Genomic DNA, 19952 nt, shown 5'->3' with positions numbered 1-19952 from the left:
AATCGTTCGTTCTATAAACCTAAGTTTGAAACCTATCGTGACAAGTGACTTTAGCGTATTGTTAAAGTTACTTGCCCACAATTTGCCCACGAGATTTTAAAAACTCGTCATATTGGTTTACGGCAGTTTCCTCTATAGATTTTGTTATGTGAAGATACACATTTGCAGTCATGTCTATAGAGGAATGCCCTAAACGTTCTGAAACATATTTAAGGTTTGCCCCACTTTGTAATAAGTGAACGGCATGTGTATGTCTAAATCCGTGTAAGGTAATGTATTTTAAATTTCCTTTCTTACAAGCTTGCTGTAAGAATTTCAGGGTTGCTGGGTGTAGCATACAAGAATTATCTTCATGTGTAAATACAAAATTATACTCTTTATAATATTTACCGTTCTTCAAAGTGTTTTTATTTTGCTCTATTTTCATTTTTCTTAAATGAGATATGGTAGAAGAATCTAAAGAGATAGTTCGTTTACTGCTTCTATTTTTAGGTGGACCGAATAAGATTTTTTCATTTCTCTTGGTAGTGATTAATGTTTTGTTGATGAATAATTTTTGTTCTTCAAAATCAATATCTTCCCATTGAAGGGCTAAGCATTCACCAATGCGGAGACCTGTGCGAGATAGAAACATGAATAAAGAATAGTATTTAAAGCCTCCTTTCTCATTAAGGATGTAAGTTAAGAATTGATGTAGTTCATCTATATCGTAGCATTTTATATCATCATTTTTTGAGGAAACACGAGTTGTTCTTAATTTAATTTTTGTAGTTGGGTTTTTTTCTAAAATCCCAAGTTCGTTAACAGCTGTATCTAACGCATGGTGCATTGTGACATTAATTGTTTCTACCGTTTTTTTACTGTACTTTTCTAATAGGTTATTTATAAATTTTTGATATTTAATTCTTGTTAAATCTTTTAACTTTAATTCTCCAAACACAGGTAAGATGTGAAGTCTAATGTTTTTTTCGTAGACCATGTAAGTTCTTGGAGCTACATTTCCTTTTTTGAAGACGTTTAACCATTCGTAAAGATATTCATTAAAAGTTATTTTACCGTCCTGTATATTGCTCCCATTTACTAATTTTTCTTCTATTTTAGCAGCAGCTAATTGAGCTTCTTTTTTTGTTTTAAATCCACCTTTGGAGGTTTCTTTGTATTTCCCCATTTCCTTATACCTGATCCGATATTCCCATTTATCATTACGTTTTCTAAAACTAGCCATTTTAATCACTCCATTCTATATATAATGAGAATGTTTGTTCTGTTTTCATGTAAAAATATATAATAGATTTTAAATAAATCTATCCATTTGTTTGGGGATTCCATAATGCTGTAATAATTCTTGCTTTGTTTGTATGTAGTAATCATGATGACTTCCATCGATAAGAAATCTCGTTGCAAAATAGTTTGCTTCAGCTTCTATACGAATTTCAGAACAAAGAGACACCTTGGATAATTTAGGTGTATTTTCATCTGGATGAAATAAAGCATGACCTAATTCATGAAAACAAGTGAAGATTTGATTTTGATATGAAAGTCGTTCGTTAATATGTATAAAAGGGATACGGGACACTTTGTGGTAGTATCCGTAAATATCCCCCAAGGCTTCTGTGATAACGACTATACCTTTTGCTTCAGCGATAAGGAAAGGATCTCTGGTGTTATATCGTCTAAGTAGTTCGTCTATTTTTAAATTGATTTGTTGTTTTGAAACCAACTAGATCCACTCCAATCACTCTTCGTTTCTGTATTTTTTTGGTGTAAATTTCTTTTTAGCCATTTGTTTTCCTAATCTAAGAGAGTTTTCTAATGAGACAATTAATAATTGTTTAGTTTCCTCTGACATAGGTTCAGAGTCTTTAGAAAAAGCAAGAGCATCAGCTTTACTCATATCTTCTATTAACTCTTCTAACTTTTTTTGTATATCTTTTTCATCTTTCTCTGTAAGTTCCCAGTACTCTTTGTTAGTTCTACCTAATAGGTAATCAACACTTACATCAAAATAATCTGCTACCAGCTGCAGCTTATCAACAGCAGGTTTTTGTGTTTTCCACTTATATAGAGAATTTTCCCCCATGTTTAGTTGTTTTGCTAAATCAGATAACGATATTCCTTTCTTATCCGCAAGACTTTTAATTATGTTGAATGTAGACATTTGAGCCACCCTTAATAAAGCTAAGAACATTTTTTATCTGAATGGATAGAAAAGTTGTTGACTTTTATCCGTTCGGATATTAAACTATGTTCATAAGCTAATTATTTAGCCGCAAAACCATTACAAATTAAACCTATATAGCACGTCCCTCAACGTTTAAAAGGTAATTTAATTTGGTTTATTTAGCTATGCTTCAATTTTATCTAATTGGATAGAAATAGTCAATAGAAAGCTAAAAAATTAGCTAAATGTATAGAAGGAGGTGTGGATATGGATAAAAGGTTTGGTAAGAAAGTGAAAATGTGGCTATTTGTTAATGGTATGAAGCAAGGAGAATTAGCAAAAATGCTTAACGTTTCTGGTCCATATCTCTCTGATATTTTACACGGTAAAAGAGAAGGTAAAAAAGTGAAAGAAAAAATAAATCGAATATTGGAAAGTGAGGAGATCTAGTAATGACGGCAACAGTGCAAGTCATTATCGATGATAACTACTTGCAAAAAGAAGTTTCTCGTCAAGTTAATGAACGTTTAGGAGATATGGGAATTGGTACTTGGTGGGATATGAAAAGACTTCAATATGAAACAAGTAGAAGTTATGACTGGTTAATGGAATATGTTGTTTGTGATCCTAGAGTACAAATCTTTGCTAAACAAAAAAATAATCGTTGGTTATTTAAAGCGAAGGAAATGAAAGAATTTCTTAATAAGTATTTTGATGAACTATAAGGAGGTTAGTATTAATGAAAAATGGTAAAAAGCCAACAAAAAAAGAAAAAATGCATATTAAATTATACAATCTAAATCCCGATAATTGGTTGATTTTTAAAAAAGTAAATCATGAATTGCATTTGGTACATCGTAATACGAATAAAATTAAGATTATTCCGAGTTTGTAGAGGAGGAAAGTAACATGAATCAATTAACAGCAGCAAACGAACAAGCATTAGTATTTGAAAACAACGGAAAAGTAGTAACAGATAGTTTAATGATTGCTGAAATGTTTGAAAAAACACATGACAATGTATTGAAAGATATTAGAAAACAAATTGAATATGCGGGACCTGAATTTTCACTCGTAAATTTTCACGAGTCAAATTATGAAAATGAGCGTGGGCGAAAATACCTTAAGTACAACTTAACAGAAGAAGCTTTCACGCTAGTTGCAATGAGTTACAACACAAAAGAAGCTGTTCAAATGAAAATTAAGTTTATTGAAGAGTTTAAACGAATGAAACAACACATACAAAACCAGCAACAACTTCCTAAAGATCCGATGAGTATTCTGAAACTCACATTTGATGTTTTAGAAGGTCAAAAACAAGAAATTCAAGATATTAAATCAGATGTGAAGGATTTACAAGAAAACGCCCCTTTATATGCTATCGAATGTGATGAAGTATCAAAGGTTGTAAGAAAGTTAGGTGTTCTTCTATTAGGTGGTAAGGAATCTAATGCTTATAGGGATGTTAGCCTTAGAAAAAAAGTGTATAGCGATATTTATAGTCAATTACATAGAGAGTTCGGAATTAGTAGTTATAAAGCTATTAAACGTCATCATTTAGATAGAGCGATTCAAATCATTAATGAAGAATATTCACTTCCAATCATTTTAGAAGAAGAAATTACAGCTACAAATGCACAAATAAATATGGCGGAAGTTCAGTAGGAGGAGCAATCATGCAACAAAAGATTTTAGTGATTACTAGTAATTTCGCAGGTTTTCCAGGTATCAGTGAATTTCACACAAAAGAAGCTGCAAAAGAAGAAGTTAAAAAGTTGATTCAAAAAGGTGTAAGTCCAAAATCAATTCGTGTAACGCAAGAAATACCTATGAACATCGATATTCAAGTGGATGTTGAATTTTAATAAGAAAGGTTTAGGTGAGAAAAGTAATGGAAGTCATGATTGATTTAAATACATTTGCTGATGGAGCACTTGCTGAAAGATTTCATCAAGAGTTTGAGCGCGTAATGGAAAATATGGCAGATTTAAATACTGATCCTAAAAAAGCAAGAAAGATTGTTTTAACACTTTCGTTTGCTGGTGATAAAAAGCGTGATGTATGGAATTGTCAGGTTCAAGCCACTTCGAAACTAGCACCAACAGAAGCGGTAGAGTCTAAGATTCTATTAGATATGGACCAAAACGGAAATTTAGTTGGACAAGAATTAGCTTCTGGAATTCAAGGACAGTTTTATATGGATCTACAGGGTGATGTGAAAACAGATGTTGGACAATCTGTAGAAGAAGTAGAAGAGAAAGAACAAAATCAGGCTGCTGATAAGCAAACAGTAGTAATCGATTATTTGAAAACTAAATCTAATTAAGAAAAGGGGAAATAAAAATGACTATGACAAGAGAAGCAATTGAAAAGGTATTAGAGATTGGAACAATTGAAACACATAAAATCGGGGAACAGACATATTCCACGCAACGATTACATCTTGTGCAAGAGCCAACACCTGCGGAAGTTGTAGTACGTAGTTTATCTGGTTTAGTAAGTTATGTGAAATCAGAATTTGATACTGCAGAGCCTTTAATGATTCATATTGAAAATCCAACAACGGTAAGTTGCTTTACTGCAGTTAATGGAGATAAGGCTAGAAGTACATATATCCAAGCGAAAGCATCTATTCCACGTTTTAACTTTGATAGTTTTTATGACAGAGAAGAACTTAATATCGCATTACAGTCAGGATTTGTAGAAAATGATCATCGTGGCATTATTTTAAAGGTGATAGGAAATGTTGTAGATGAAATGGTAAAAGGAATTGAAGATGATGGTGTATCGCAAGCTGTAACTGTAAAAACAGGAACTGCTACAAGAGGGCAGGCGAAAGTTCCTAACCCAGTTGAGTTAATGCCATATAGAACATTTGTAGAAGTAGAACAACCAGAAAGTAGGTTTGTATTCAGAATGCGTGAAGGTGCTCGTTGTGGTTTGTTTGAAGCCGATGGTGGAGCTTGGAAGCTAGAAGCGATGAATAACATTAAAGAGTACTTAAATGAAGCATTGTCACAAGAAATAGAGTCTAAAAAGGTGTTTGTTTTAGCCTAATGGACATTATAACAGTAGAAAGTACAACGAATGTCTGTATCTTTGGATTAGGGATAGCGGTACTTGCGTATGGAGTTTATAAAGGCGGTACTTTCATTGAACGAAAGTTTGATGAAAGTGATCGTTTAGAAAAGGAGCGTTTAAACAATGGGAACCGAAAGCAGGGTGCTTCCAGAACATTTGATGATGGCATCAGAATTAGAAAAAGAGCGTAAGGAATGTATACAAAACCGACAACTTTTATATAAACAAATGGAGCAAGCCAATAGAAACGGCGACAAAATTGCTTATGTTGAACTTCACGATTTATATCAAAAGCAAAATAGCAGAGATTTAGAAATATCAAAGGAGTTATCAGCTATGTACTTCAAGAAAATAAAAAATGATTCTTCTAAAGAAAGAAAACAGGTTTTAGAAGTAGCAGATCGTTTGGAAGAAGTGGGAGGAAGAAAAGAAGTTGTCGATAATATTCGACGGAATTCATAAAAAAGAACCCGCTGCAACGGGTCCTCTAAGAAAAACATTTCATGTTAATTATAACACCGATTAAAGAATTTGTGAGGTAGGTATTATGGGGATTATAAGAGTAGAAAAAAACAGAAATTATTCTGTCATAAATAATACCGGTTTAAGGGATGAAAGGCTGTCGTGGAAAGCTAAAGGAATTTTAGCTTATATACTCACACTTCCTGATGATTGGGTGTTTTATAGGGAAGAATTAGCTACACACGCAAAAGATGGGATAGATAGTTTAAAAAGCGGTATGAAAGAATTGAAAGAATATGGATATGTGAAACGTAATCCTATCAGAAATGATAAAAATAAAATTGTTAGTTGGGAAACTGTAATACATGAAGTTCCACAACAAGAGGAGCCACTGGCGGATTTTCCACCAGTGGAGAATCCACCGGTGGAAATCCCTCCGGTGGGAAATCCTCCGGTGGAAAATCCACTGCTACTAAATACTAATATACTAAGTACTAATAAATTAAATACTAATATACAAAATACTAATTATTATCATGATGATAATAAAGAATCGAAATCACATGTATTAGTCGATGAAGAATTTAAAGTCAGTTATAACTTTTTAAAAGGTGAAGGAATTCCGTTAAGTGAAATTGCCATTACGGAATTAGGAGAGTTTTGTGATTCGTTTGGTAGCGAATTAATTAAACATGCTGCTCACAAAGCTATTGATGAAAACAAGCCAAAATGGAATTACATTAAGGCCATTTTGAAAAGCTGGGAAAAGCAAAAAGTAAAAACATTAGATGATGTTGCTGCATTAGATAGACGCTTTGAAATGAGTAAGAACAAGCGATTGAATGGTTCGGGACCAGGTCGTTCAAATAGAAAAGAAATTGTTCCAGATTGGTTACGTGAAGATTTCGAGCCAACTAAAAAAGAAATCGAAAAGCAAAACTCGCAATCTATTGATGAAGAGCGTGAGAGATTGCAAGAAGTGCTAAACAAATATAAATCATAGGAGCGATTTACATGCTAAATCCATTTGAAGATGTAATTGGAGAAGAATGTTACGAATGCGAAAATCCTTTTCCTGAGTCTGATATGAGTAAAATATATATTTCTGGTTTGGAGAGGATTTTATGCAAGCAGTGTAGAGAGCAGCTTGAACAGAAAGTAAAAGTGTTAGATTTTCGTGTCATTTATGACGTGCTAAAGGAATTAATAAAAGGATTCGGCCGCGAGAAAGTCCGTCAATTTGATTTAGTAACTGCAAAAAGATACGTGATTGATAATGAAGTAGCTCTAACGATTGAAAAACGAGGTGGCAAGTTCAATCAAGAACCTTTAGGTGAATTTGTTTACTTATCTATCGAAGAGTTAATTATAGTCATCGAATTTTTAATGAGAAAAATGAATCCTAATCTATGGATGAATGCTGTGATAGGGAATGTTTTAGATCAACAAATGATTATTACACTTTCACCGATAGAGGGTGAATCAAATGACTGAACAAATCACAATAGATCATGATTTTATTTATGAGCCACTAATAGACACATACATGGTGGATATTGTTACAGAATCAGGATTCAAATTAGAATTTTGTGAAGCTGAAACGAAAGAAGAAGCTGCATTAAAAATCCGTGAAAAATATCGTAAGAATTATAGTTTTAAGATTCGTAGTATTGAAGTTTCGAATAGGTCGTTAAAAGAAATTCAAGAACTTAACTAACAATTGAATAGGAGAAGATACTCATGCGGAATCCATATGATTATTATATAACTCCAGAAGAATATGACATCGCAGAGAGGAACGGGATTTGTAGAAGAACTTTAGAATATAGAATTCGTGATGCGATGTGGAAAAGAGAGGTAGCCATTACTAAAAAGCCTCAAAAAATAGCAGAATGGCACAAGATAAAAGAAATCGCTTTACAAAATAATATTTCTAGAAACACATTTGAGGATCGAAGAAAAAGAGGATGGAATTTAGTAGATGCAATGACTAAGCCTCCAATGAGTCGAGAGGAATCCTTAAAACGCGCAAATCAATTTAATAAAAATAATCGTGTACTGACAGATGAACAAATACAGCAAGCTAGAATGAATGGTTTAAAACGAAGTACGGCATATTACCGTTTTAAGAAATTGAAATGGGATATTGAAAAAGCGATAACTTATCCAATTTTATCAGCATCAGAACGTGGGCGTAAAGGAAAAAAAGCATCACCGTGGTCTAAGATGGTAATTCCATCAAGAGAAGAAAGAATGAAGCGCAGGAAGTTAACTTATATAGCAAATTAGTTTGAATTCATAAATCTTGAATTAAGGAGAGATAGGGAATGAATTTACAAATTGATGAAAAGAATGTAGCTGCTGGTCAATGGGTTGTATGCGAATTGAAGGATAACAAAGTTATTACACAAGTGAAACGAGTGATTAAAGATACATTTAACAATAAAGTGGAATTATGGGGATCGTGGGGATGTGAAGGAGCAATACATGGTGATTGGGGCTACAATCATGCAAATAAATGTAGATATGCAACAGTAGAAGAAATCAACAAAGAAAGTGTAAGACGTGTATTTGCTCAAAAGGGACGTAAGCCGAATGAGTATCGCTCTGGTGATGTTGTAACTGATGATGTGTATGCATCTCGCGTTTTACACGTAATAGATGATAGAGCAACTGTACAAATCATGAATTCACATCAAACGTATGAGGTTGCAGTAGAAAATTTAGAGATTCTATTCTTTGCTGAGGATATGGCTGGTTAAATCATGGAGTCTATAGTTTCAATATTCTGTGTATTGGTAATTATGATTGTTTTTAGATCAGCAGATAAGGTTAACAAAAGAAATCGTTGAGATAAATAAATTTCAAGAGTAGGAGAGAAATCACATGAAAAATCGATTTATTGATTTAACGGAACTGTTCCAAATGCAAAGGGTTTTAGATAAGGATATTATAGCGAAGCATAAAGAAAACTATGCTCGCTATGACATGCTGTATAACAAGGTTTACGCGCTGAAAAATGAAGTGAATGAAGCCTGGAATGCAACAAATTCTTTTAAAATGTGGTCCACAAAATTTGAGCAACCTAAAGATACATTTTTAGAAGAAATGGTTGATATTTTGCATTTTTGGTTATCGGTTGCTATGGACTTTAAAATCAAAAATCTGCTTCGAACAATTTATATTACAGAAACTAAAATAAACGGTTTTAATAAAGCGTTCTTCCATATGGACAAGAACGTAAATCATCTTATTGGAAAAGTCGAATACAAGGACTCTATTGGCGCGAAAAGACCTTTAATAATGATGATGGATTTATTCTACAAAATTATTGAATTTGCAGGTTTTACATGGGATGACGTTGTGAAAGTTTATAAAGAAAAAAATCAAGAAAACTTTAATCGTCTTGTCAGTGGATATTAATTAAACAAGGAGTAACGCTATGTATTCTCTATTTGTTGGTTTTATAGCAGTAATGATTTTTATATCAGCGGCGTGGGTCGTTGCAGGTAAATTAGGAGTTTTTGAGTGTATTGGAAACGTAGTATTAAAAATTAAAAACATGTTCAAGGAGGAAAAATAAAATGAATACAAAGAAAATCGTAGGTGCAGCAGTAGTAGGTTTCAGTCTTTTAACAGGTGGAATTTTAACAGCAATGAGCGTGAAGGTGATTGATCAGGGACATGCAGGTGTTGTTTATAACAGAAGTACAGGAATTGAAAAGGAGACTTTAGGACAAGGATGGCACTTAGTTTCGCCATTTAAACGTGTAACAGCTTATCCTATTTCAACAGAAACGGTTAAAGTGGATAAATTTAGCGTACAAACCAAAGATGGTAAGCCGTTAACAGTGAGTCTATCTTATGATTACATGAATGATGCAGAGAAACTTCCTAAGATTTATAACAAGTTCAAGGGACAAGCTCCAGATGTGATTGAGAACGGTTGGTTACAGACTCGACTTAAGAAAGCTACATTAAACGTTTTCTCTAACTATTCAGTTCTAGAGGTATTCCAACATCAAGGGGAAATTAATGGAGCAATAGAAAAGGAATTTAGAAAAATGGTAGATACTACTGGATTCTTAGTAGATTCTGTTACGTTAGAAGCACCTAAACCAGACGCGAATACAGCGAAAGCAATTCAAGGAGTGGTAGATGCTCAACAAAACCTTGAAAAAGCAGAGATTGAGAAAAAGCAAGCTACAATTAATGCAGAGAAAGCTATTGAGGAAGCAAGAGGGAAAGCTGAAGCGAATGAGATTATTAAGAAGTCTTTAACTCCAGAAATTGTAGAAATTAAAAAAATTGAAAAATGGGATGGTAAGTTACCACAAGTAAGTGGAGAAGCTAATCCGATGATTCAAGTTAAATAAATTATATTCCCAGGACTTTCTGGAATGAGGGAGTCCTGGAATGTTATCAAATTTGAATTTTATTAAAAAGGGAGATATTGAGATGAATAGTGAATTAAGAGCGCAAATTCTTAAAAGGCTGAGAGAAATTGCCGATAATACGGAGGATGTAGTGACAAAGGAAGAGTTGGATAATGTGATCGCTACGATTATAGAAGAATCTTAAGTGAAATATCGCTTTAATAAAAGCGATATTTCACAAAAAAAGAGGGCGAAAATATGAGTGGATATGTAATCTATCTATCAAGTAATAATTCAAAAGGTGAAGTGCATGAATCCTATGGTTATTGGAGAGGTAAAACATATCGAATGTATGGAGAAACATTTCCGCTAACTGATTCAGAGGTTACGTCTGATACGAAAGTGTATAAGTCCAAGAAAAGAGCAGAGAATTCAGCAAAAAAAGTATCTGATAAGTGTGGCTATGTTGTATCTTGGTTTGTTGAAGAAAACTAAACAAAAGCGTTATTTGAATAGAAAAGGGGAGGACAGGAATGGAGCTAAATAAAGTTTATCCAGGACATTGTTTAGACGTACTAAAAACTTTTCCAGATAATTTTGTGAGTACCGTGGTCACGAGTCCTCCATATTGGGGATTACGTGATTACGGGGTAGATGGTCAGATTGGATTAGAGGAAACGGTAGAAGAGTATGTATCGAATCTTGTATCTGTATTTAGAGAAGTAAAGCGTGTACTAAGGGATGACGGAACAATTTGGCTAAATCTAGGTGATGCATATGCTGGAAGTGGACGTGGAAGAAATGCGGATGGGAAAGGGAATCCAGGTAACAATCATTTTCAAAGTGTTGGCCAAGTTACTGGAATTGTTTCAATCACAAAATCAGTAGATGGATTAAAACCAAAGGATCTGATTGGTTTGCCTTGGCGAGTAGCTTTCGCATTACAGCAAGATGGTTGGTATTTAAGACAAGATATTGTTTGGAACAAGCCCAATGCAATGCCAGAGAGTGTAAGGGATAGACCTACCAAGTCACATGAATATATTTTCTTGTTAAGTAAGTCACCTAAATACTATTACGATCACGAAAGTATTAAGGAGCCAGCGGTTTATGGCCAACAAGATGTTAGAGGTTCGGAAGGTGCATTTGGACCACCACAAAGAGCCAAAAGAACAAGTAAAGAAAAAGGTTCTTTTAACGGTAAGTATGGACATGAAGCATTTAGAGCAATTCGGGATAAAAGAAATAAAAGGTCGGTTTGGACAGTATCAACAAAACCATTAAAAGAAGCACACTTTGCTACATTTCCGGAAGCATTAATTGAACCGTGTATATTAGCTGGAGCGCCAGCTGAAGGAATTGTTATGGATCCATTCTTCGGTTCTGGAACAGTTGGTCGTGTCGCTGCAAAGCATAACAGAAATTTTATTGGTATTGAATTGAATCCTGGTTATATAGAGATATCTGATAGATTACTAAGTAATGTTCAGTTGGAATTAATAAATCATTTTTAAACAAAATAGTTATTTGAATAGAAAGGGAGAAAATATGGAACCTTCAATAGAATCAATTAGGGCTAAATGTGATGAAGCTGTTGAAAATGCATTTACTAGTAATCCTTTAGTGATGTTAGAAGTAGATGCAATTTATTGGCTAATTGAAAAGGCACAAGAAAAGGGAGAATGAGAGATGAAATTTTGGGCGATTGCTTACCAATTTGAGGAAGATTCATTTTATGACTTCAAACAGCAAGAAGATACGATGGATTTAACTGAAACTTGCTTATTACCAACAAAAGAAATGGCAGAGCAATTTATTGAAGACGAGCTGTCAATACAATATGTTCCTGTAGAAATTGAATTAGAAACATTACAGAGTAATGGCATTTGGTCTTGGTCACGAGGTAGAGTTGAACGTTGGGATGAGGATGTTGAATAAAGCTTTATTAAACGAAAGGAGAATAAGAGATGAAATTCTACAAAATGTGGCGATCAGGATATAAAAGTTATCCTGGCCAATAGCAAATATGAGGCTGCCGGATATTACTTAATGCAGTGTCACAACGGATGCGGGTATATGGATGACATAGTGTTAGAAACAATGCATCCAGATGAAAAAATTGAAGTTTCTTGTGTTGGGTTTCCAGTATATAAAACATTAGAAGAGCTGTACAAAGAAAAGGAATTCGGTGATACGCCATGCGTTATTATCGGATTAGCAAATTAGAAAACTAAACAAAATTCTTATTTGATCAGTATTAAAAAAGAGCACCTGACCAGGGTGCTCCGCCCAAAATTATGAACAACAATCCATAACAATATATGTGACTTTTGCCTAGTGGTGATAATTTTTAATGAAAAATCTAAGAAATTGACGTTGAAATAATTACAAAAAGAATGCTGTATACCAAAGAGACAGTAATATAAGCCATCCAATTGTCAGTGCTATGTATTTTAAAATTTTCATGATTACTCCTTTTAGGTATAGAGTGCACCACGATGGAGAATTTAATTAATTTTTTAACAAAATCCTTATTTAAACATAAAAAGAGCGTCTTGGGAGAAAGACGCTCCATGACCAAGAATTAATTGAAAAGGTGACCACGATTATATCGTATGTATGTTTTTAGTGTATGTGCAAGAATCAAATCTTTATCTGCAGGAAGAGGAGAATGAAAATGAAAGAAATTAAGTTCAAGGCTCATGATGGAGAAAAGTGGATTTATAGTGAATGTGTATCAAGAGATAAAGAAGACGGTTGGTGGATTTTAGATAACGAAAATGATTGCTGGAATATGTGTTCTGAACCTAAACAGTGCACAGGTTTAATGGATAAGAACGGAAACGATATTTATCTTGGTGATGCTGTAAGGTGGACAAGGGTTATATATACGGATTGTAGTCGAGAAGAAATTGAAAGTACAGAAGTAATTGAAGGCGCTATTGGTTGGTTATACTCCACTTTAACAATTAAGACTGAAGAATTTTCTAGATTATTGTTACCGCATTTAGTTGAAGATCAGAATGAGTTTGAAGTGATTGGAAATGGTTATGACAATCCAGTCGTATTAAAAAACTAAACAAGATATTTTTGTAAAACAAGCCCCCTTTTAAAAGGCCTGTTGTGAGGGTAGGCCTTTTAAAAAAATTAAGGATAAAGTTTTACATGGAGATAAATTATATATTACTAGATTTAATTCATAAATCCTGTATGTTGAAGGTTGAAATAATTTTTATGTATTTAACAAAATCTTTATTTTAAAACGAAAGGGAGGACACTGGATTTGGATAAGTACCGCAAATTACATTTACTACTTAAAGATGCAAATCAAAAGGTATTGGTGTATAGCCAGGAAAGCTTTGATTCAATTATGGATTATTTGAATGAAGATAAATTTATTATGTTATTCGAGTTAGAAAATAATTTGTATCTTCCTTGCGCAATAAATACAGAAGATATTATTGCTATTTCAAGAGTTGAAGATTAAAACAAAATCGTTATTTGAATAGAGGTGAAAAGTATGAGATATGCTCGCGGGAAGCAATTAGCTTTATATGTATGTAAAGGATCAAACGAAAGTTATAAACATTTCAAGAAAATGCGCGGTGCGATGGGGAATCTAACTATTACAGAAAACTTAACGTTAAAACCTTATTGCGATGTCATTGATCCTACATTCAAATGGATTCGTTGCTATAACATGCCATCTTTTGCGATTTTTACTGGTGGAGAAGTTCCATCACGAAAGGGAAATATTAAAGGTAATAGATACCATAATAGAAATGTATCAGGATGGATAGAGATTGATAATGAAAGAGGATGGCCAATTAAAATAAATTTTTGAACAGAAACGCTATTTTATTAGATAACGCAAAAAAGGACCCCGAAAAGGGGTAGGGGGTCCTTTTTTAATGGAACAATATAACTTTATGGGATTACCAATACCTTACCATAAAAGGTAATTAATTTCCAATATTTGATGTTGAGAAAACTATATTTTAATAGAAAAGGAGAATGAAAATGGGAACATTAGTTGTTAATTGTGGAGAATATGAATTTACTAGATTTGAAAGTGCTGTACGAACTTTGGAACAAGAATATGGTTATGAAGGCGAAGCTTGGGAAATGGTTGTGGCAAGTGGTGATTTAGAGATATTAAGTGAATTCTTAAATGCTGATGGTTTGAATGCCGAAATGGAATAAAAACTTCATTTTAAACAACAAAGCAGCTAGCCAAAATAGCTAACTGCTCGGTTGTACAATTTTAGAAGTTCACTGGATACAGATATATGTTGTAACAAAAAGTTACAACTATAGTATAAACAAATATCAAAATATTATGCATGAAAACTAAATAAAAATTTCATTTTGTAGCAAAGGGGAACGAGGAAATGGATGAATTTGAAGCGTTATTTACAAAAGTGGCTCAAGTGCAGGGTGATCAAGAATTAACATGTAGTTGCACTGAGTGTTACTGGAATATGTATTTTCCTAATCGTTCTAATTCAAAGGAATGCGTATCAGAAAGCTTAGCAGACTTCAAAATGACACCTAATTCAACTGAATGTAAAGGATATTGGGATTATACAGAAGCGTGTGGCTATCCAAAACGATAAAAGAGCAGCTAGCAAAAGCTAACTGCTCTCAAGAAAAGCATTAAGAAGGAAGTTCAGAACTCAAGTGCATTTATAGTATGGACAAGATTTAGAAATTTATTCGAGGAGGAATGGATATGCGTAAGGTTAAAGAGTTTACAGGAAAAGTCGGTGCGGAATTTATGAGCTTTCTTCTTGAAGACGATACATTACACAGTGCTTATTATTCGCATGTTGAGGTTGTTATGGATAATGGCAAGAAGAAAATGTTGTGCATTAAGGATGACACTGGATTAAAAGGCATAGCTGAAGGTCAAACAAGAGCAGAGGCTATTAAGAAAGCGAAAGCATTTTTAAAGAGACAGGAAGAAAAACAAAAAGCAGCTAGCAAAAGCTAACTGCCCGGCCCCAATATTAAAAAATGATGCTAAGTGTAAGGTTGATTCGTGACGAATGGAGCCTATGTCTATTATTAACGAAACACTAAATTTTATTCAAGGAGGAACGGATATGAAATACTTTGAGTTTAATAAGCATGAATATTATGCGTTAATTGCAGTGGATGGAGATGCAGATAAAGCAATTGAAGTATATGTAGAAAATGTTGCAGGTGATAGTGTAGAACAAGTTAAAGAAGAAGGACTTCCTTCAGAAATCGCTAGAGAACAAGCTCTTGAGATATTTATAAACACACTAAATGCAATATGTTCAATTGAGAAAAAACATAAATGGGAAGAAGAATTTAATGAATATAAAGATGCTCCGATTATAATTGACGGTTCATTAATGTAAAAGAGCAGCTAGCAAAAGCTAACTGCTCACCCAAGAAAAACAGAGGAAAGATAACCATGTGTCTATAGTATTTACGGAATATTGAGTTTTATTCAAGGGAGGAAGAGAAATGAAGGATATAAAATTAACTCACTCTGGAGTAATGACAATTGTAGAGGTAGATGGCAATTACCTTACGTATAACAATCCAGAATCAAAGCATGTTGTTGAAAGTTTATTACTTATGTTAGATGATGCGGAAGTTATAAATTTAGAAATTGAAAACTCAACAAAATAATCCTTTTGTATGGAAGTGAGGTTAACGAAAATGGCATACAGTGGAGATCATGGGGCTGCGTTTGAGAATTTAATCAATTGGTCAAATGATATGTACAGAAGAAAGAACATAGCATTAATTACAAAACGTGCTACACCTGTAGTTGTCACAAAACTATTTAAAGACGGAAGAATTAAAGAAGGCTATTTTGAAAAGAAATCAACAGTTGATTATGATGGCATATATAAAGGCAGAATGTTGGCGTTTGAAGCAAAAGCGACGACTAATAAAACAAGTTTCGCTTTAAAGAATATATCATCACATCAAATTGAATATTTAGAGCAGGCTGAAAAGCTAGGGGCAATTTGTTTCTTCTTAATTGAATTTAGTATAGAACATTCGGTTTTCTTAGTTCCCTTTGAAGTAATTAAAGAGTATATTCATGCTGCAAAATTAGGTGGGAGAAAATCAATTCCGCGCTCTGTATTTGATAATAGAACTTATCTAGTAAAGTCAACAGATAGAGCGTTAGTGGATTACCTGCACCATGTAGATAAGTTGGAGTGGTCTGGAATATGAATAAAAAAGAAGCTCGTATTCAAATTTTAGATTTACAAGAGCAACACTGCTTAGGGTGTACTTATAGATATAGTAGGGATGTAGCGCATTGTTGGACAGAGTGTGAAGCGGGGATAAAAATTAATGAATTAGGGGTTCTATTAGGTGGTCGTATTGGTACTGAGCAGAAGAAGCCAAGAACAACTAAAGAATGGAATAGAATATGTAAGAATGCAGTAACGCTTAGTAAACAAGGACTAACATATGTTGAAATCGCAAAAAAATATAGTGTTACTACAGGTAACTTACATATACAAATGAAAAAGAGAGAATTAAAATAAATAATTTCACATACCGAAATAAGTATTAAAAATAAAAAGAAAATAGTCCACATTCAAGGACGTTGATTAACTGTAAGAAAGAATATTTCTTATAACTAATCAGCGTCCTTTTTTTATTCTAAGGAGGACAAACTGCATGATAGACTTAATCAAACAATACAAAGAGACGTTGAATCAATTATTAGTTGCAAAAGAAAAAGCAAATGCCCAAGAAAATGAAAGAGATAAGAAAATTATAAATGGAATGATAAGTGATATTGAAGACTCTCTAAAGTGGATGCGTACAGGAAAAGAACCTGGATTAAAACGGGGGATCGAAAGGAGAGCTTCTTATCAAAGAGAAGTAAAAGTAAATCCATTGTTAATCCAACGATATTTAAGAAGTAAGGAAACAGAGTATGAATGGGATAAAGAGCAAAAAGAGAATGCAATTACAACCTGGGAAAAGATACAGTTAGATGATGCTCTGTCTACCTTGACTAAAACAGAAAAGGAAATATTTGTAATGTATAAAGCGGGGATGTTTACACAGGAAGAAATTGCTAAAATGAGATGTGTTACAAGGTCTACAGTTCAGCAAAATTTACGTAGAGCAGATAAAAAAATTGCACAACAAGTAAAAGAAAGTCTCTTCTGTATGAATTGAAGGGACTTTCTTTTTTAAAACGATTAATTTTGTCATCATAATGCCACCTATATATGAAAGCCGAAACCAGTTTCTATGGTAAATGATTGAATGAGCGTTGTTTTTCACCTCAGTGGTTCAATTGGCAACCATTAGAAAGAAATCCGTTTGTATAAGATGTTACGAACCTTATGCAAATAAAATGTTCTTGATTTCTTAATTCGTAATTACTAGATTATTAGTCTAAACGGTCTAGGAGAGCTTTTGCTCTTCTTTGAGCTGATACGTGCCTATCTATAGTGTCGGTTCAAAGAAGAATAAAAAATGAATATGAGTAACAAATAGCTTATATAAAAAAGAGGACGCTCATGGCGTCCTTTATGGTGTATTCTTTTTATCTTTAATGCCCAAATGCATTTCCAAACCTTCTACAAGGATCTCGGAAAAATTAACGCCTTTATGAGTTGCGTATTCTTCTAACCAAGAAGGAAGAGTTACATTTTTTCTTTTATAAGTTGTTTTGTCTTTATTTCTAAGTGGTGGCATCCAAACATCAATTAAAAAAGAATTTTCGTCTTTATCTAATTCTAATTTATCAATTGGTGTCGGTTCGGGAATTGATTCATTATCCTTTTCCATACCATATAAGTGAAGTCCTAATGCTTCTCTACCTTCCTTTAAAGCATCTTCTTGTGTATCTGCATGAGAAACGCAACCAGGAAGGTCTGGAAAGTAAATACCGTAACCATCTGAAGACTTTTCAAGGATAGCGGGATAAACGTAATAGTCTTTTTTCATAATTTGTTTTTATAACGATTTCTTGTATAATTAGGGAAAGCAAGGGGCGGTTTATAACCAACCCGCTTGCTTGTAGATTGAGCGAAGTGTACCTTTTGGAATATCCTTGCATGGATGTTTCACGGTTACTTTGCCAACCTTAGAAGGATGTTTGAACTGATGGTGGCTGCCTTCAATGTTCGCTATAAACCATCCTTCTTTTTTTAACCTCTTAATTACTTCCCTACTAGAAATCGTTATTACCTCCTTTCAACTTTCTATATTTATTATAACACGCATTGAGATGCGCATCAAGTGTGAAGTGCGAATTTCTTTGTTTTTTTATATTTTTTTTAATGAATATCAGTATGTTGAGCACCCAAGTTGGGTGCTTTTTATTATGTAAAAATTACATAGGTGGTGTTTAGTAAATGACACGACATTATTTAATCGGTACATTAGTTAATTGGCGTGAAAGTATAGAAAGTTTTCATTACAATGAATCATTACAGTGCTTAAAAAAAGAGTTTCAATTAAGCGATGAAGAGGCAAAAGAAATGTATGAAGATACAATAAAAGCATTTTGGTTATCTTTCTATAAGTGGTACGAATACAGGCATCCGAAGTTACGTGAGTTATTAGGAGAATGGTAAGGAGTGAGGGCATATGCAATTAACTAAACTTGAGAAGATAGGTATTGTTAGTTCAATCCTTATAGCTGTAGGTGAGGATGTGCTTGCTAAACATGTCGACTTACAACTATTAGAAGAATTTGGACCGATAGTAAACAGTGCAACAGAGAAAGAGTGTGGAGAAGCAACATTAAGTGTACTAAATAAAATGATTGCTAGTTTATTAGAAGATAAGGGGTGAGGATAATTGGACAGCGTTTTAAATGGTAAGATTGCTGCGCTTGGTCTTATGCTCATTGATAAGAAAGCATATATCAAATACCTTAAGCCTCTTGAAAAAGCGCATAAAAAAGCTGGAATAGATGTTAAGTATTACAAGCTGTATGGCGGGAAACCTATGTTTTATTCCGTGGAATACCTGGAACAAACATCAATAAAAGAATTATTAGAAAGAGACAGATGGAGAAAGGATTTAAGTGTAAGGGGTGAGGATAGGTGCAATTAACTAAACTTGAGAAAGCAATTGCGATTAGTACGCTTATACATTCGGTTGGGGTAGATGATATTGAAGAGTATGTAGATGTAGAGAAGTTGCCAATCTTAATTGAAGTAATAGAAGGATTTCATAACAATCTAACACCAGCAGCAAAGAGAGAAGCCGATATAAGTTTAATGAACAAACTAATAGACAATCTATTAAGAAGTAAAAGGGTACAAAAGATTGTACAGTTTAGATGTAAAGCATGTGGATATACGGAACAGTATAGTGAACGAATAGCAAAATCAAAGGATGGATTACGCTGTAAGTGGTGTGCAGATGGTGGTGTAATGTGTAATGAAGGAATACAAAACCAAACAGCAGAAGCGTAAGTTCTATGACAGTGGTGAGTGGAAGAGTATACGAGAACAAGTAAAGAAGCGTGACAACTATGAGTGCCAGGAATGTAAACGTAATGGCCGAGTACAAACAGACACGAATGAATACAGTGAGAGTGCAAAGCGTAAGAAGATTCAACTCGTTGTCCATCATATAAAAGAACTCGAACATCATCCAGCTCTTGCATTAGAAATAGATAATCTCGAAACAGTCTGTGTGGATTGTCATAATAAAGAACACGGTAGAACATTCAAAAAGAAACAGAATAAATGGGAACATGATGAGAAGTGGTAAAAATGATTCGGTAATAACACCCCCCTTAAAATATTTCATCAAAAATTGCTCTAAGGGGCACCGGAGGAGGGGGTCGATTTTTCAAATTTATAAGCAAATTCGCGCGTTATATCAAATTGGAAAAC

44 protein-coding genes are annotated in these 19952 nt (G+C 33.7%); 39 read left to right on the top strand and 5 right to left on the bottom strand.

Annotation, left to right across the window (positions count from 1 at the left end):
* Window positions 1-67: 67 nt before the first annotated feature.
* From AB6801_RS30740 to AB6801_RS30730, 3 genes are all read right to left on the bottom strand, one after another.
* The gene (locus tag AB6801_RS30740) at window positions 68-1225 is read right to left on the bottom strand and encodes a site-specific integrase (protein WP_000135925.1); all 1158 of its coding nucleotides are present in this window, start codon (window positions 1223-1225) and stop codon (window positions 68-70) included.
* Window positions 1226-1294: 69 nt separating this feature from the next.
* Window positions 1295-1720, bottom strand: a complete 426-nt coding sequence (locus AB6801_RS30735) for an ImmA/IrrE family metallo-endopeptidase (protein WP_000253874.1) — start codon at window positions 1718-1720, stop codon at window positions 1295-1297.
* Window positions 1721-1735: 15 nt separating this feature from the next.
* On the bottom strand, window positions 1736-2158 hold the full coding sequence (locus tag AB6801_RS30730) for a helix-turn-helix domain-containing protein (RefSeq protein ID WP_000102962.1): 423 nt from the start codon (window positions 2156-2158) through the stop codon (window positions 1736-1738).
* Window positions 2159-2428: 270 nt separating this feature from the next.
* On the opposite strand from AB6801_RS30730, the gene AB6801_RS30725 reads away from it, so the two are divergent.
* The 34 genes from AB6801_RS30725 to AB6801_RS30560 all read left to right on the top strand — a co-directional run bounded on the left by AB6801_RS30725 (window position 2429) and on the right by AB6801_RS30560 (window position 17268).
* Window positions 2429-2611, top strand: coding sequence for a helix-turn-helix domain-containing protein (locus AB6801_RS30725; protein WP_000361154.1), 183 nt, complete (start codon window positions 2429-2431; stop codon window positions 2609-2611).
* A 2-nt stretch (window positions 2612-2613) separates the two neighbouring features.
* A complete protein-coding gene (locus AB6801_RS30720; RefSeq protein WP_000127563.1) occupies window positions 2614-2886 on the top strand; it encodes a DUF771 domain-containing protein in 273 nt (90 codons plus the stop codon).
* Window positions 2887-2900: 14 nt separating this feature from the next.
* Window positions 2901-3056 (top strand): DUF6906 family protein, encoded by a 156-nt coding sequence (locus AB6801_RS30715; protein ID WP_000788387.1) that lies wholly within the window; start codon window positions 2901-2903, stop codon window positions 3054-3056.
* A 14-nt stretch (window positions 3057-3070) separates the two neighbouring features.
* Entirely contained in the window at window positions 3071-3826 is a 756-nt protein-coding gene (locus tag AB6801_RS30710; RefSeq protein WP_370941393.1) for a Rha family transcriptional regulator, read from the top strand.
* An 11-nt stretch (window positions 3827-3837) separates the two neighbouring features.
* Window positions 3838-4026, top strand: coding sequence for a hypothetical protein (locus tag AB6801_RS30705; protein ID WP_001186272.1), 189 nt, complete (start codon window positions 3838-3840; stop codon window positions 4024-4026).
* 26 nt (window positions 4027-4052) lie between these two features.
* Window positions 4053-4487, top strand: a complete 435-nt coding sequence (locus tag AB6801_RS30700; RefSeq protein ID WP_370941392.1) for a replication terminator protein — start codon at window positions 4053-4055, stop codon at window positions 4485-4487.
* A gap of 17 nt (window positions 4488-4504) precedes the next feature.
* Window positions 4505-5218: a hypothetical protein gene (locus AB6801_RS30695; RefSeq protein WP_000178949.1), complete on the top strand. Its 714-nt coding sequence runs from the start codon at window positions 4505-4507 to the stop codon at window positions 5216-5218.
* Window positions 5218-5433 carry a hypothetical protein gene (locus AB6801_RS30690; protein ID WP_063675056.1) on the top strand — a complete coding sequence of 72 codons (216 nt, stop codon included), beginning with the start codon at window positions 5218-5220 and terminating at the stop codon, window positions 5431-5433. The genes AB6801_RS30695 and AB6801_RS30690 overlap by 1 nt, the downstream gene beginning before the upstream one ends.
* Window positions 5366-5704 carry a hypothetical protein gene (locus AB6801_RS30685; RefSeq protein ID WP_063675057.1) on the top strand — a complete coding sequence of 113 codons (339 nt, stop codon included), beginning with the start codon at window positions 5366-5368 and terminating at the stop codon, window positions 5702-5704. The genes AB6801_RS30690 and AB6801_RS30685 overlap by 68 nt, the downstream gene beginning before the upstream one ends.
* Before the next feature lie 85 nt (window positions 5705-5789).
* On the top strand, window positions 5790-6707 hold the full coding sequence (locus AB6801_RS30680; protein ID WP_370941391.1) for a DnaD domain protein: 918 nt from the start codon (window positions 5790-5792) through the stop codon (window positions 6705-6707).
* Between the two features lie 11 nt (window positions 6708-6718).
* Window positions 6719-7198: a hypothetical protein gene (locus tag AB6801_RS30675; protein ID WP_370941390.1), complete on the top strand. Its 480-nt coding sequence runs from the start codon at window positions 6719-6721 to the stop codon at window positions 7196-7198.
* A complete protein-coding gene (locus AB6801_RS30670; protein WP_000139235.1) occupies window positions 7191-7421 on the top strand; it encodes a hypothetical protein in 231 nt (76 codons plus the stop codon). Before AB6801_RS30675 ends, AB6801_RS30670 begins: the two co-directional genes overlap by 8 nt.
* A 23-nt stretch (window positions 7422-7444) precedes the next feature.
* Window positions 7445-7993, top strand: coding sequence for a hypothetical protein (locus AB6801_RS30665; protein WP_086388094.1), 549 nt, complete (start codon window positions 7445-7447; stop codon window positions 7991-7993).
* Window positions 7994-8031: 38 nt separating this feature from the next.
* The gene (locus AB6801_RS30660; RefSeq protein ID WP_370941389.1) at window positions 8032-8466 is read left to right on the top strand and encodes a hypothetical protein; all 435 of its coding nucleotides are present in this window, start codon (window positions 8032-8034) and stop codon (window positions 8464-8466) included.
* A gap of 124 nt (window positions 8467-8590) precedes the next feature.
* Window positions 8591-9127 (top strand): dUTP diphosphatase, encoded by a 537-nt coding sequence (locus AB6801_RS30655; protein WP_370941388.1) that lies wholly within the window; start codon window positions 8591-8593, stop codon window positions 9125-9127.
* 19 nt (window positions 9128-9146) lie between these two features.
* The gene (locus tag AB6801_RS30650) at window positions 9147-9287 is read left to right on the top strand and encodes a hypothetical protein (RefSeq protein WP_172797014.1); all 141 of its coding nucleotides are present in this window, start codon (window positions 9147-9149) and stop codon (window positions 9285-9287) included.
* A 1-nt stretch (window position 9288) separates the two neighbouring features.
* Window positions 9289-10080: a prohibitin family protein gene (locus tag AB6801_RS30645; RefSeq protein WP_050062567.1), complete on the top strand. Its 792-nt coding sequence runs from the start codon at window positions 9289-9291 to the stop codon at window positions 10078-10080.
* Window positions 10081-10120: 40 nt separating this feature from the next.
* On the top strand, window positions 10121-10285 hold the full coding sequence (locus AB6801_RS30640; protein WP_370941387.1) for a hypothetical protein: 165 nt from the start codon (window positions 10121-10123) through the stop codon (window positions 10283-10285).
* A gap of 53 nt (window positions 10286-10338) precedes the next feature.
* Window positions 10339-10575, top strand: a complete 237-nt coding sequence (locus AB6801_RS30635) for a hypothetical protein (protein ID WP_074625026.1) — start codon at window positions 10339-10341, stop codon at window positions 10573-10575.
* Between the two features lie 38 nt (window positions 10576-10613).
* Entirely contained in the window at window positions 10614-11594 is a 981-nt protein-coding gene (locus tag AB6801_RS30630) for a DNA-methyltransferase (protein WP_370941385.1), read from the top strand.
* Between the two features lie 34 nt (window positions 11595-11628).
* The gene (locus AB6801_RS30625; protein ID WP_370941383.1) at window positions 11629-11766 is read left to right on the top strand and encodes a hypothetical protein; all 138 of its coding nucleotides are present in this window, start codon (window positions 11629-11631) and stop codon (window positions 11764-11766) included.
* Between the two features lie 3 nt (window positions 11767-11769).
* Complete coding sequence (locus AB6801_RS30620; protein ID WP_370941382.1) at window positions 11770-12018, top strand: hypothetical protein; 249 nt, start codon at window positions 11770-11772, stop codon at window positions 12016-12018.
* Between the two features lie 138 nt (window positions 12019-12156).
* Window positions 12157-12306, top strand: coding sequence for a hypothetical protein (locus tag AB6801_RS30615; protein WP_370941380.1), 150 nt, complete (start codon window positions 12157-12159; stop codon window positions 12304-12306).
* Window positions 12307-12757: 451 nt separating this feature from the next.
* Window positions 12758-13159, top strand: coding sequence for a YopX family protein (locus tag AB6801_RS30610; protein ID WP_370941379.1), 402 nt, complete (start codon window positions 12758-12760; stop codon window positions 13157-13159).
* A gap of 204 nt (window positions 13160-13363) precedes the next feature.
* On the top strand, window positions 13364-13567 hold the full coding sequence (locus tag AB6801_RS30605; RefSeq protein WP_370941377.1) for a hypothetical protein: 204 nt from the start codon (window positions 13364-13366) through the stop codon (window positions 13565-13567).
* A gap of 33 nt (window positions 13568-13600) precedes the next feature.
* A complete protein-coding gene (locus tag AB6801_RS30600) occupies window positions 13601-13924 on the top strand; it encodes a hypothetical protein (protein ID WP_370941376.1) in 324 nt (107 codons plus the stop codon).
* Window positions 13925-14100: 176 nt separating this feature from the next.
* Window positions 14101-14283: a hypothetical protein gene (locus tag AB6801_RS30595; protein WP_370941375.1), complete on the top strand. Its 183-nt coding sequence runs from the start codon at window positions 14101-14103 to the stop codon at window positions 14281-14283.
* 188 nt (window positions 14284-14471) lie between these two features.
* Complete coding sequence (locus AB6801_RS30590) at window positions 14472-14696, top strand: hypothetical protein (protein ID WP_370941373.1); 225 nt, start codon at window positions 14472-14474, stop codon at window positions 14694-14696.
* Between the two features lie 110 nt (window positions 14697-14806).
* Window positions 14807-15073 (top strand): hypothetical protein, encoded by a 267-nt coding sequence (locus AB6801_RS30585; RefSeq protein ID WP_370941372.1) that lies wholly within the window; start codon window positions 14807-14809, stop codon window positions 15071-15073.
* Between the two features lie 112 nt (window positions 15074-15185).
* Window positions 15186-15467 carry a hypothetical protein gene (locus tag AB6801_RS30580; protein WP_098625396.1) on the top strand — a complete coding sequence of 94 codons (282 nt, stop codon included), beginning with the start codon at window positions 15186-15188 and terminating at the stop codon, window positions 15465-15467.
* A 109-nt stretch (window positions 15468-15576) separates the two neighbouring features.
* Window positions 15577-15744, top strand: a complete 168-nt coding sequence (locus tag AB6801_RS30575) for a hypothetical protein (RefSeq protein ID WP_176520097.1) — start codon at window positions 15577-15579, stop codon at window positions 15742-15744.
* 30 nt (window positions 15745-15774) lie between these two features.
* On the top strand, window positions 15775-16302 hold the full coding sequence (locus AB6801_RS30570) for a Holliday junction resolvase RecU (protein WP_061663622.1): 528 nt from the start codon (window positions 15775-15777) through the stop codon (window positions 16300-16302).
* A complete protein-coding gene (locus tag AB6801_RS30565) occupies window positions 16299-16622 on the top strand; it encodes a zinc-finger domain-containing protein (protein WP_097846137.1) in 324 nt (107 codons plus the stop codon). The genes AB6801_RS30570 and AB6801_RS30565 overlap by 4 nt, the downstream gene beginning before the upstream one ends.
* A gap of 136 nt (window positions 16623-16758) precedes the next feature.
* The gene (locus AB6801_RS30560; RefSeq protein WP_370941369.1) at window positions 16759-17268 is read left to right on the top strand and encodes a sigma-70 family RNA polymerase sigma factor; all 510 of its coding nucleotides are present in this window, start codon (window positions 16759-16761) and stop codon (window positions 17266-17268) included.
* 357 nt (window positions 17269-17625) lie between these two features.
* Here AB6801_RS30560 and AB6801_RS30555 read toward each other — a convergent pair whose 3' ends face one another.
* Complete coding sequence (locus AB6801_RS30555; protein WP_000711194.1) at window positions 17626-18045, bottom strand: type II toxin-antitoxin system HicB family antitoxin; 420 nt, start codon at window positions 18043-18045, stop codon at window positions 17626-17628.
* A gap of 51 nt (window positions 18046-18096) precedes the next feature.
* Window positions 18097-18261, bottom strand: coding sequence for a type II toxin-antitoxin system HicA family toxin (locus tag AB6801_RS30550; protein ID WP_370941395.1), 165 nt, complete (start codon window positions 18259-18261; stop codon window positions 18097-18099).
* A gap of 194 nt (window positions 18262-18455) precedes the next feature.
* Here AB6801_RS30550 and AB6801_RS30545 point away from each other — a divergent pair, with 194 nt between their 5' ends.
* The 5 genes from AB6801_RS30545 to AB6801_RS30525 are packed head-to-tail and all read left to right on the top strand — an operon-like array spanning window position 18456 to window position 19827.
* Window positions 18456-18677: a hypothetical protein gene (locus AB6801_RS30545; RefSeq protein WP_086402600.1), complete on the top strand. Its 222-nt coding sequence runs from the start codon at window positions 18456-18458 to the stop codon at window positions 18675-18677.
* Window positions 18678-18690: 13 nt separating this feature from the next.
* Complete coding sequence (locus AB6801_RS30540) at window positions 18691-18897, top strand: hypothetical protein (RefSeq protein WP_370941368.1); 207 nt, start codon at window positions 18691-18693, stop codon at window positions 18895-18897.
* 6 nt (window positions 18898-18903) lie between these two features.
* On the top strand, window positions 18904-19161 hold the full coding sequence (locus tag AB6801_RS30535; RefSeq protein ID WP_086402598.1) for a hydrolase: 258 nt from the start codon (window positions 18904-18906) through the stop codon (window positions 19159-19161).
* Window positions 19152-19526, top strand: a complete 375-nt coding sequence (locus AB6801_RS30530) for a hypothetical protein (RefSeq protein ID WP_370941367.1) — start codon at window positions 19152-19154, stop codon at window positions 19524-19526. Before AB6801_RS30535 ends, AB6801_RS30530 begins: the two co-directional genes overlap by 10 nt.
* The gene (locus tag AB6801_RS30525; RefSeq protein WP_000666399.1) at window positions 19492-19827 is read left to right on the top strand and encodes an HNH endonuclease; all 336 of its coding nucleotides are present in this window, start codon (window positions 19492-19494) and stop codon (window positions 19825-19827) included. Before AB6801_RS30530 ends, AB6801_RS30525 begins: the two co-directional genes overlap by 35 nt.
* Window positions 19828-19952: the final 125 nt, after the last annotated feature.

It is taken from the genome of Bacillus sp. RCC_6_1 (assembly GCF_041360755.1).
Classification (GTDB): domain Bacteria; phylum Bacillota; class Bacilli; order Bacillales; family Bacillaceae_G; genus Bacillus_A; species Bacillus_A cereus.
This window is presented reverse-complemented; position numbering and strand designations above follow the sequence as displayed.

Bases quoted from the DNA above. Each gene is read 5' to 3' on its own strand.
- AB6801_RS30660 (WP_370941389.1), top strand. From the start codon at position 8,032: ATGAATTTACAAATTGATGAAAAGAATGTAGCTGCTGGTCAATGGGTT.
- AB6801_RS30645 (WP_050062567.1), top strand. From the start codon at position 9,289: ATGAATACAAAGAAAATCGTAGGTGCAGCAGTAGTAGGTTTCAGTCTT.
- AB6801_RS30665 (WP_086388094.1), top strand. From the start codon at position 7,445: ATGCGGAATCCATATGATTATTATATAACTCCAGAAGAATATGACATC.
- AB6801_RS30545 (WP_086402600.1), top strand. From the start codon at position 18,456: ATGACACGACATTATTTAATCGGTACATTAGTTAATTGGCGTGAAAGT.
- AB6801_RS30570 (WP_061663622.1), top strand. From the start codon at position 15,775: ATGGCATACAGTGGAGATCATGGGGCTGCGTTTGAGAATTTAATCAAT.
- AB6801_RS30595 (WP_370941375.1), top strand. From the start codon at position 14,101: ATGGGAACATTAGTTGTTAATTGTGGAGAATATGAATTTACTAGATTT.
- AB6801_RS30705 (WP_001186272.1), top strand. From the start codon at position 3,838: ATGCAACAAAAGATTTTAGTGATTACTAGTAATTTCGCAGGTTTTCCA.
- AB6801_RS30615 (WP_370941380.1), top strand. From the start codon at position 12,157: ATGGATGACATAGTGTTAGAAACAATGCATCCAGATGAAAAAATTGAA.
- AB6801_RS30730 (WP_000102962.1), bottom strand. From the start codon at position 2,158: ATGTCTACATTCAACATAATTAAAAGTCTTGCGGATAAGAAAGGAATA.
- AB6801_RS30715 (WP_000788387.1), top strand. From the start codon at position 2,901: ATGAAAAATGGTAAAAAGCCAACAAAAAAAGAAAAAATGCATATTAAA.
- AB6801_RS30555 (WP_000711194.1), bottom strand. From the start codon at position 18,045: ATGAAAAAAGACTATTACGTTTATCCCGCTATCCTTGAAAAGTCTTCA.
- AB6801_RS30740 (WP_000135925.1), bottom strand. From the start codon at position 1,225: ATGGCTAGTTTTAGAAAACGTAATGATAAATGGGAATATCGGATCAGG.
- AB6801_RS30620 (WP_370941382.1), top strand. From the start codon at position 11,770: ATGAAATTTTGGGCGATTGCTTACCAATTTGAGGAAGATTCATTTTAT.
- AB6801_RS30650 (WP_172797014.1), top strand. From the start codon at position 9,147: ATGTATTCTCTATTTGTTGGTTTTATAGCAGTAATGATTTTTATATCA.
- AB6801_RS30655 (WP_370941388.1), top strand. From the start codon at position 8,591: ATGAAAAATCGATTTATTGATTTAACGGAACTGTTCCAAATGCAAAGG.
- AB6801_RS30635 (WP_074625026.1), top strand. From the start codon at position 10,339: ATGAGTGGATATGTAATCTATCTATCAAGTAATAATTCAAAAGGTGAA.
- AB6801_RS30585 (WP_370941372.1), top strand. From the start codon at position 14,807: ATGGATATGCGTAAGGTTAAAGAGTTTACAGGAAAAGTCGGTGCGGAA.
- AB6801_RS30725 (WP_000361154.1), top strand. From the start codon at position 2,429: ATGGATAAAAGGTTTGGTAAGAAAGTGAAAATGTGGCTATTTGTTAAT.
- AB6801_RS30640 (WP_370941387.1), top strand. From the start codon at position 10,121: ATGTTATCAAATTTGAATTTTATTAAAAAGGGAGATATTGAGATGAAT.
- AB6801_RS30670 (WP_000139235.1), top strand. From the start codon at position 7,191: ATGACTGAACAAATCACAATAGATCATGATTTTATTTATGAGCCACTA.
- AB6801_RS30575 (WP_176520097.1), top strand. From the start codon at position 15,577: ATGAAGGATATAAAATTAACTCACTCTGGAGTAATGACAATTGTAGAG.
- AB6801_RS30690 (WP_063675056.1), top strand. From the start codon at position 5,218: ATGGACATTATAACAGTAGAAAGTACAACGAATGTCTGTATCTTTGGA.
- AB6801_RS30590 (WP_370941373.1), top strand. From the start codon at position 14,472: ATGGATGAATTTGAAGCGTTATTTACAAAAGTGGCTCAAGTGCAGGGT.
- AB6801_RS30700 (WP_370941392.1), top strand. From the start codon at position 4,053: ATGGAAGTCATGATTGATTTAAATACATTTGCTGATGGAGCACTTGCT.
- AB6801_RS30600 (WP_370941376.1), top strand. From the start codon at position 13,601: ATGAGATATGCTCGCGGGAAGCAATTAGCTTTATATGTATGTAAAGGA.
- AB6801_RS30540 (WP_370941368.1), top strand. From the start codon at position 18,691: ATGCAATTAACTAAACTTGAGAAGATAGGTATTGTTAGTTCAATCCTT.
- AB6801_RS30610 (WP_370941379.1), top strand. From the start codon at position 12,758: ATGAAAGAAATTAAGTTCAAGGCTCATGATGGAGAAAAGTGGATTTAT.
- AB6801_RS30565 (WP_097846137.1), top strand. From the start codon at position 16,299: ATGAATAAAAAAGAAGCTCGTATTCAAATTTTAGATTTACAAGAGCAA.
- AB6801_RS30685 (WP_063675057.1), top strand. From the start codon at position 5,366: ATGGGAACCGAAAGCAGGGTGCTTCCAGAACATTTGATGATGGCATCA.
- AB6801_RS30710 (WP_370941393.1), top strand. From the start codon at position 3,071: ATGAATCAATTAACAGCAGCAAACGAACAAGCATTAGTATTTGAAAAC.
- AB6801_RS30525 (WP_000666399.1), top strand. From the start codon at position 19,492: ATGAAGGAATACAAAACCAAACAGCAGAAGCGTAAGTTCTATGACAGT.
- AB6801_RS30630 (WP_370941385.1), top strand. From the start codon at position 10,614: ATGGAGCTAAATAAAGTTTATCCAGGACATTGTTTAGACGTACTAAAA.
- AB6801_RS30720 (WP_000127563.1), top strand. From the start codon at position 2,614: ATGACGGCAACAGTGCAAGTCATTATCGATGATAACTACTTGCAAAAA.
- AB6801_RS30580 (WP_098625396.1), top strand. From the start codon at position 15,186: ATGAAATACTTTGAGTTTAATAAGCATGAATATTATGCGTTAATTGCA.
- AB6801_RS30675 (WP_370941390.1), top strand. From the start codon at position 6,719: ATGCTAAATCCATTTGAAGATGTAATTGGAGAAGAATGTTACGAATGC.
- AB6801_RS30695 (WP_000178949.1), top strand. From the start codon at position 4,505: ATGACTATGACAAGAGAAGCAATTGAAAAGGTATTAGAGATTGGAACA.
- AB6801_RS30560 (WP_370941369.1), top strand. From the start codon at position 16,759: ATGATAGACTTAATCAAACAATACAAAGAGACGTTGAATCAATTATTA.
- AB6801_RS30680 (WP_370941391.1), top strand. From the start codon at position 5,790: ATGGGGATTATAAGAGTAGAAAAAAACAGAAATTATTCTGTCATAAAT.
- AB6801_RS30625 (WP_370941383.1), top strand. From the start codon at position 11,629: ATGGAACCTTCAATAGAATCAATTAGGGCTAAATGTGATGAAGCTGTT.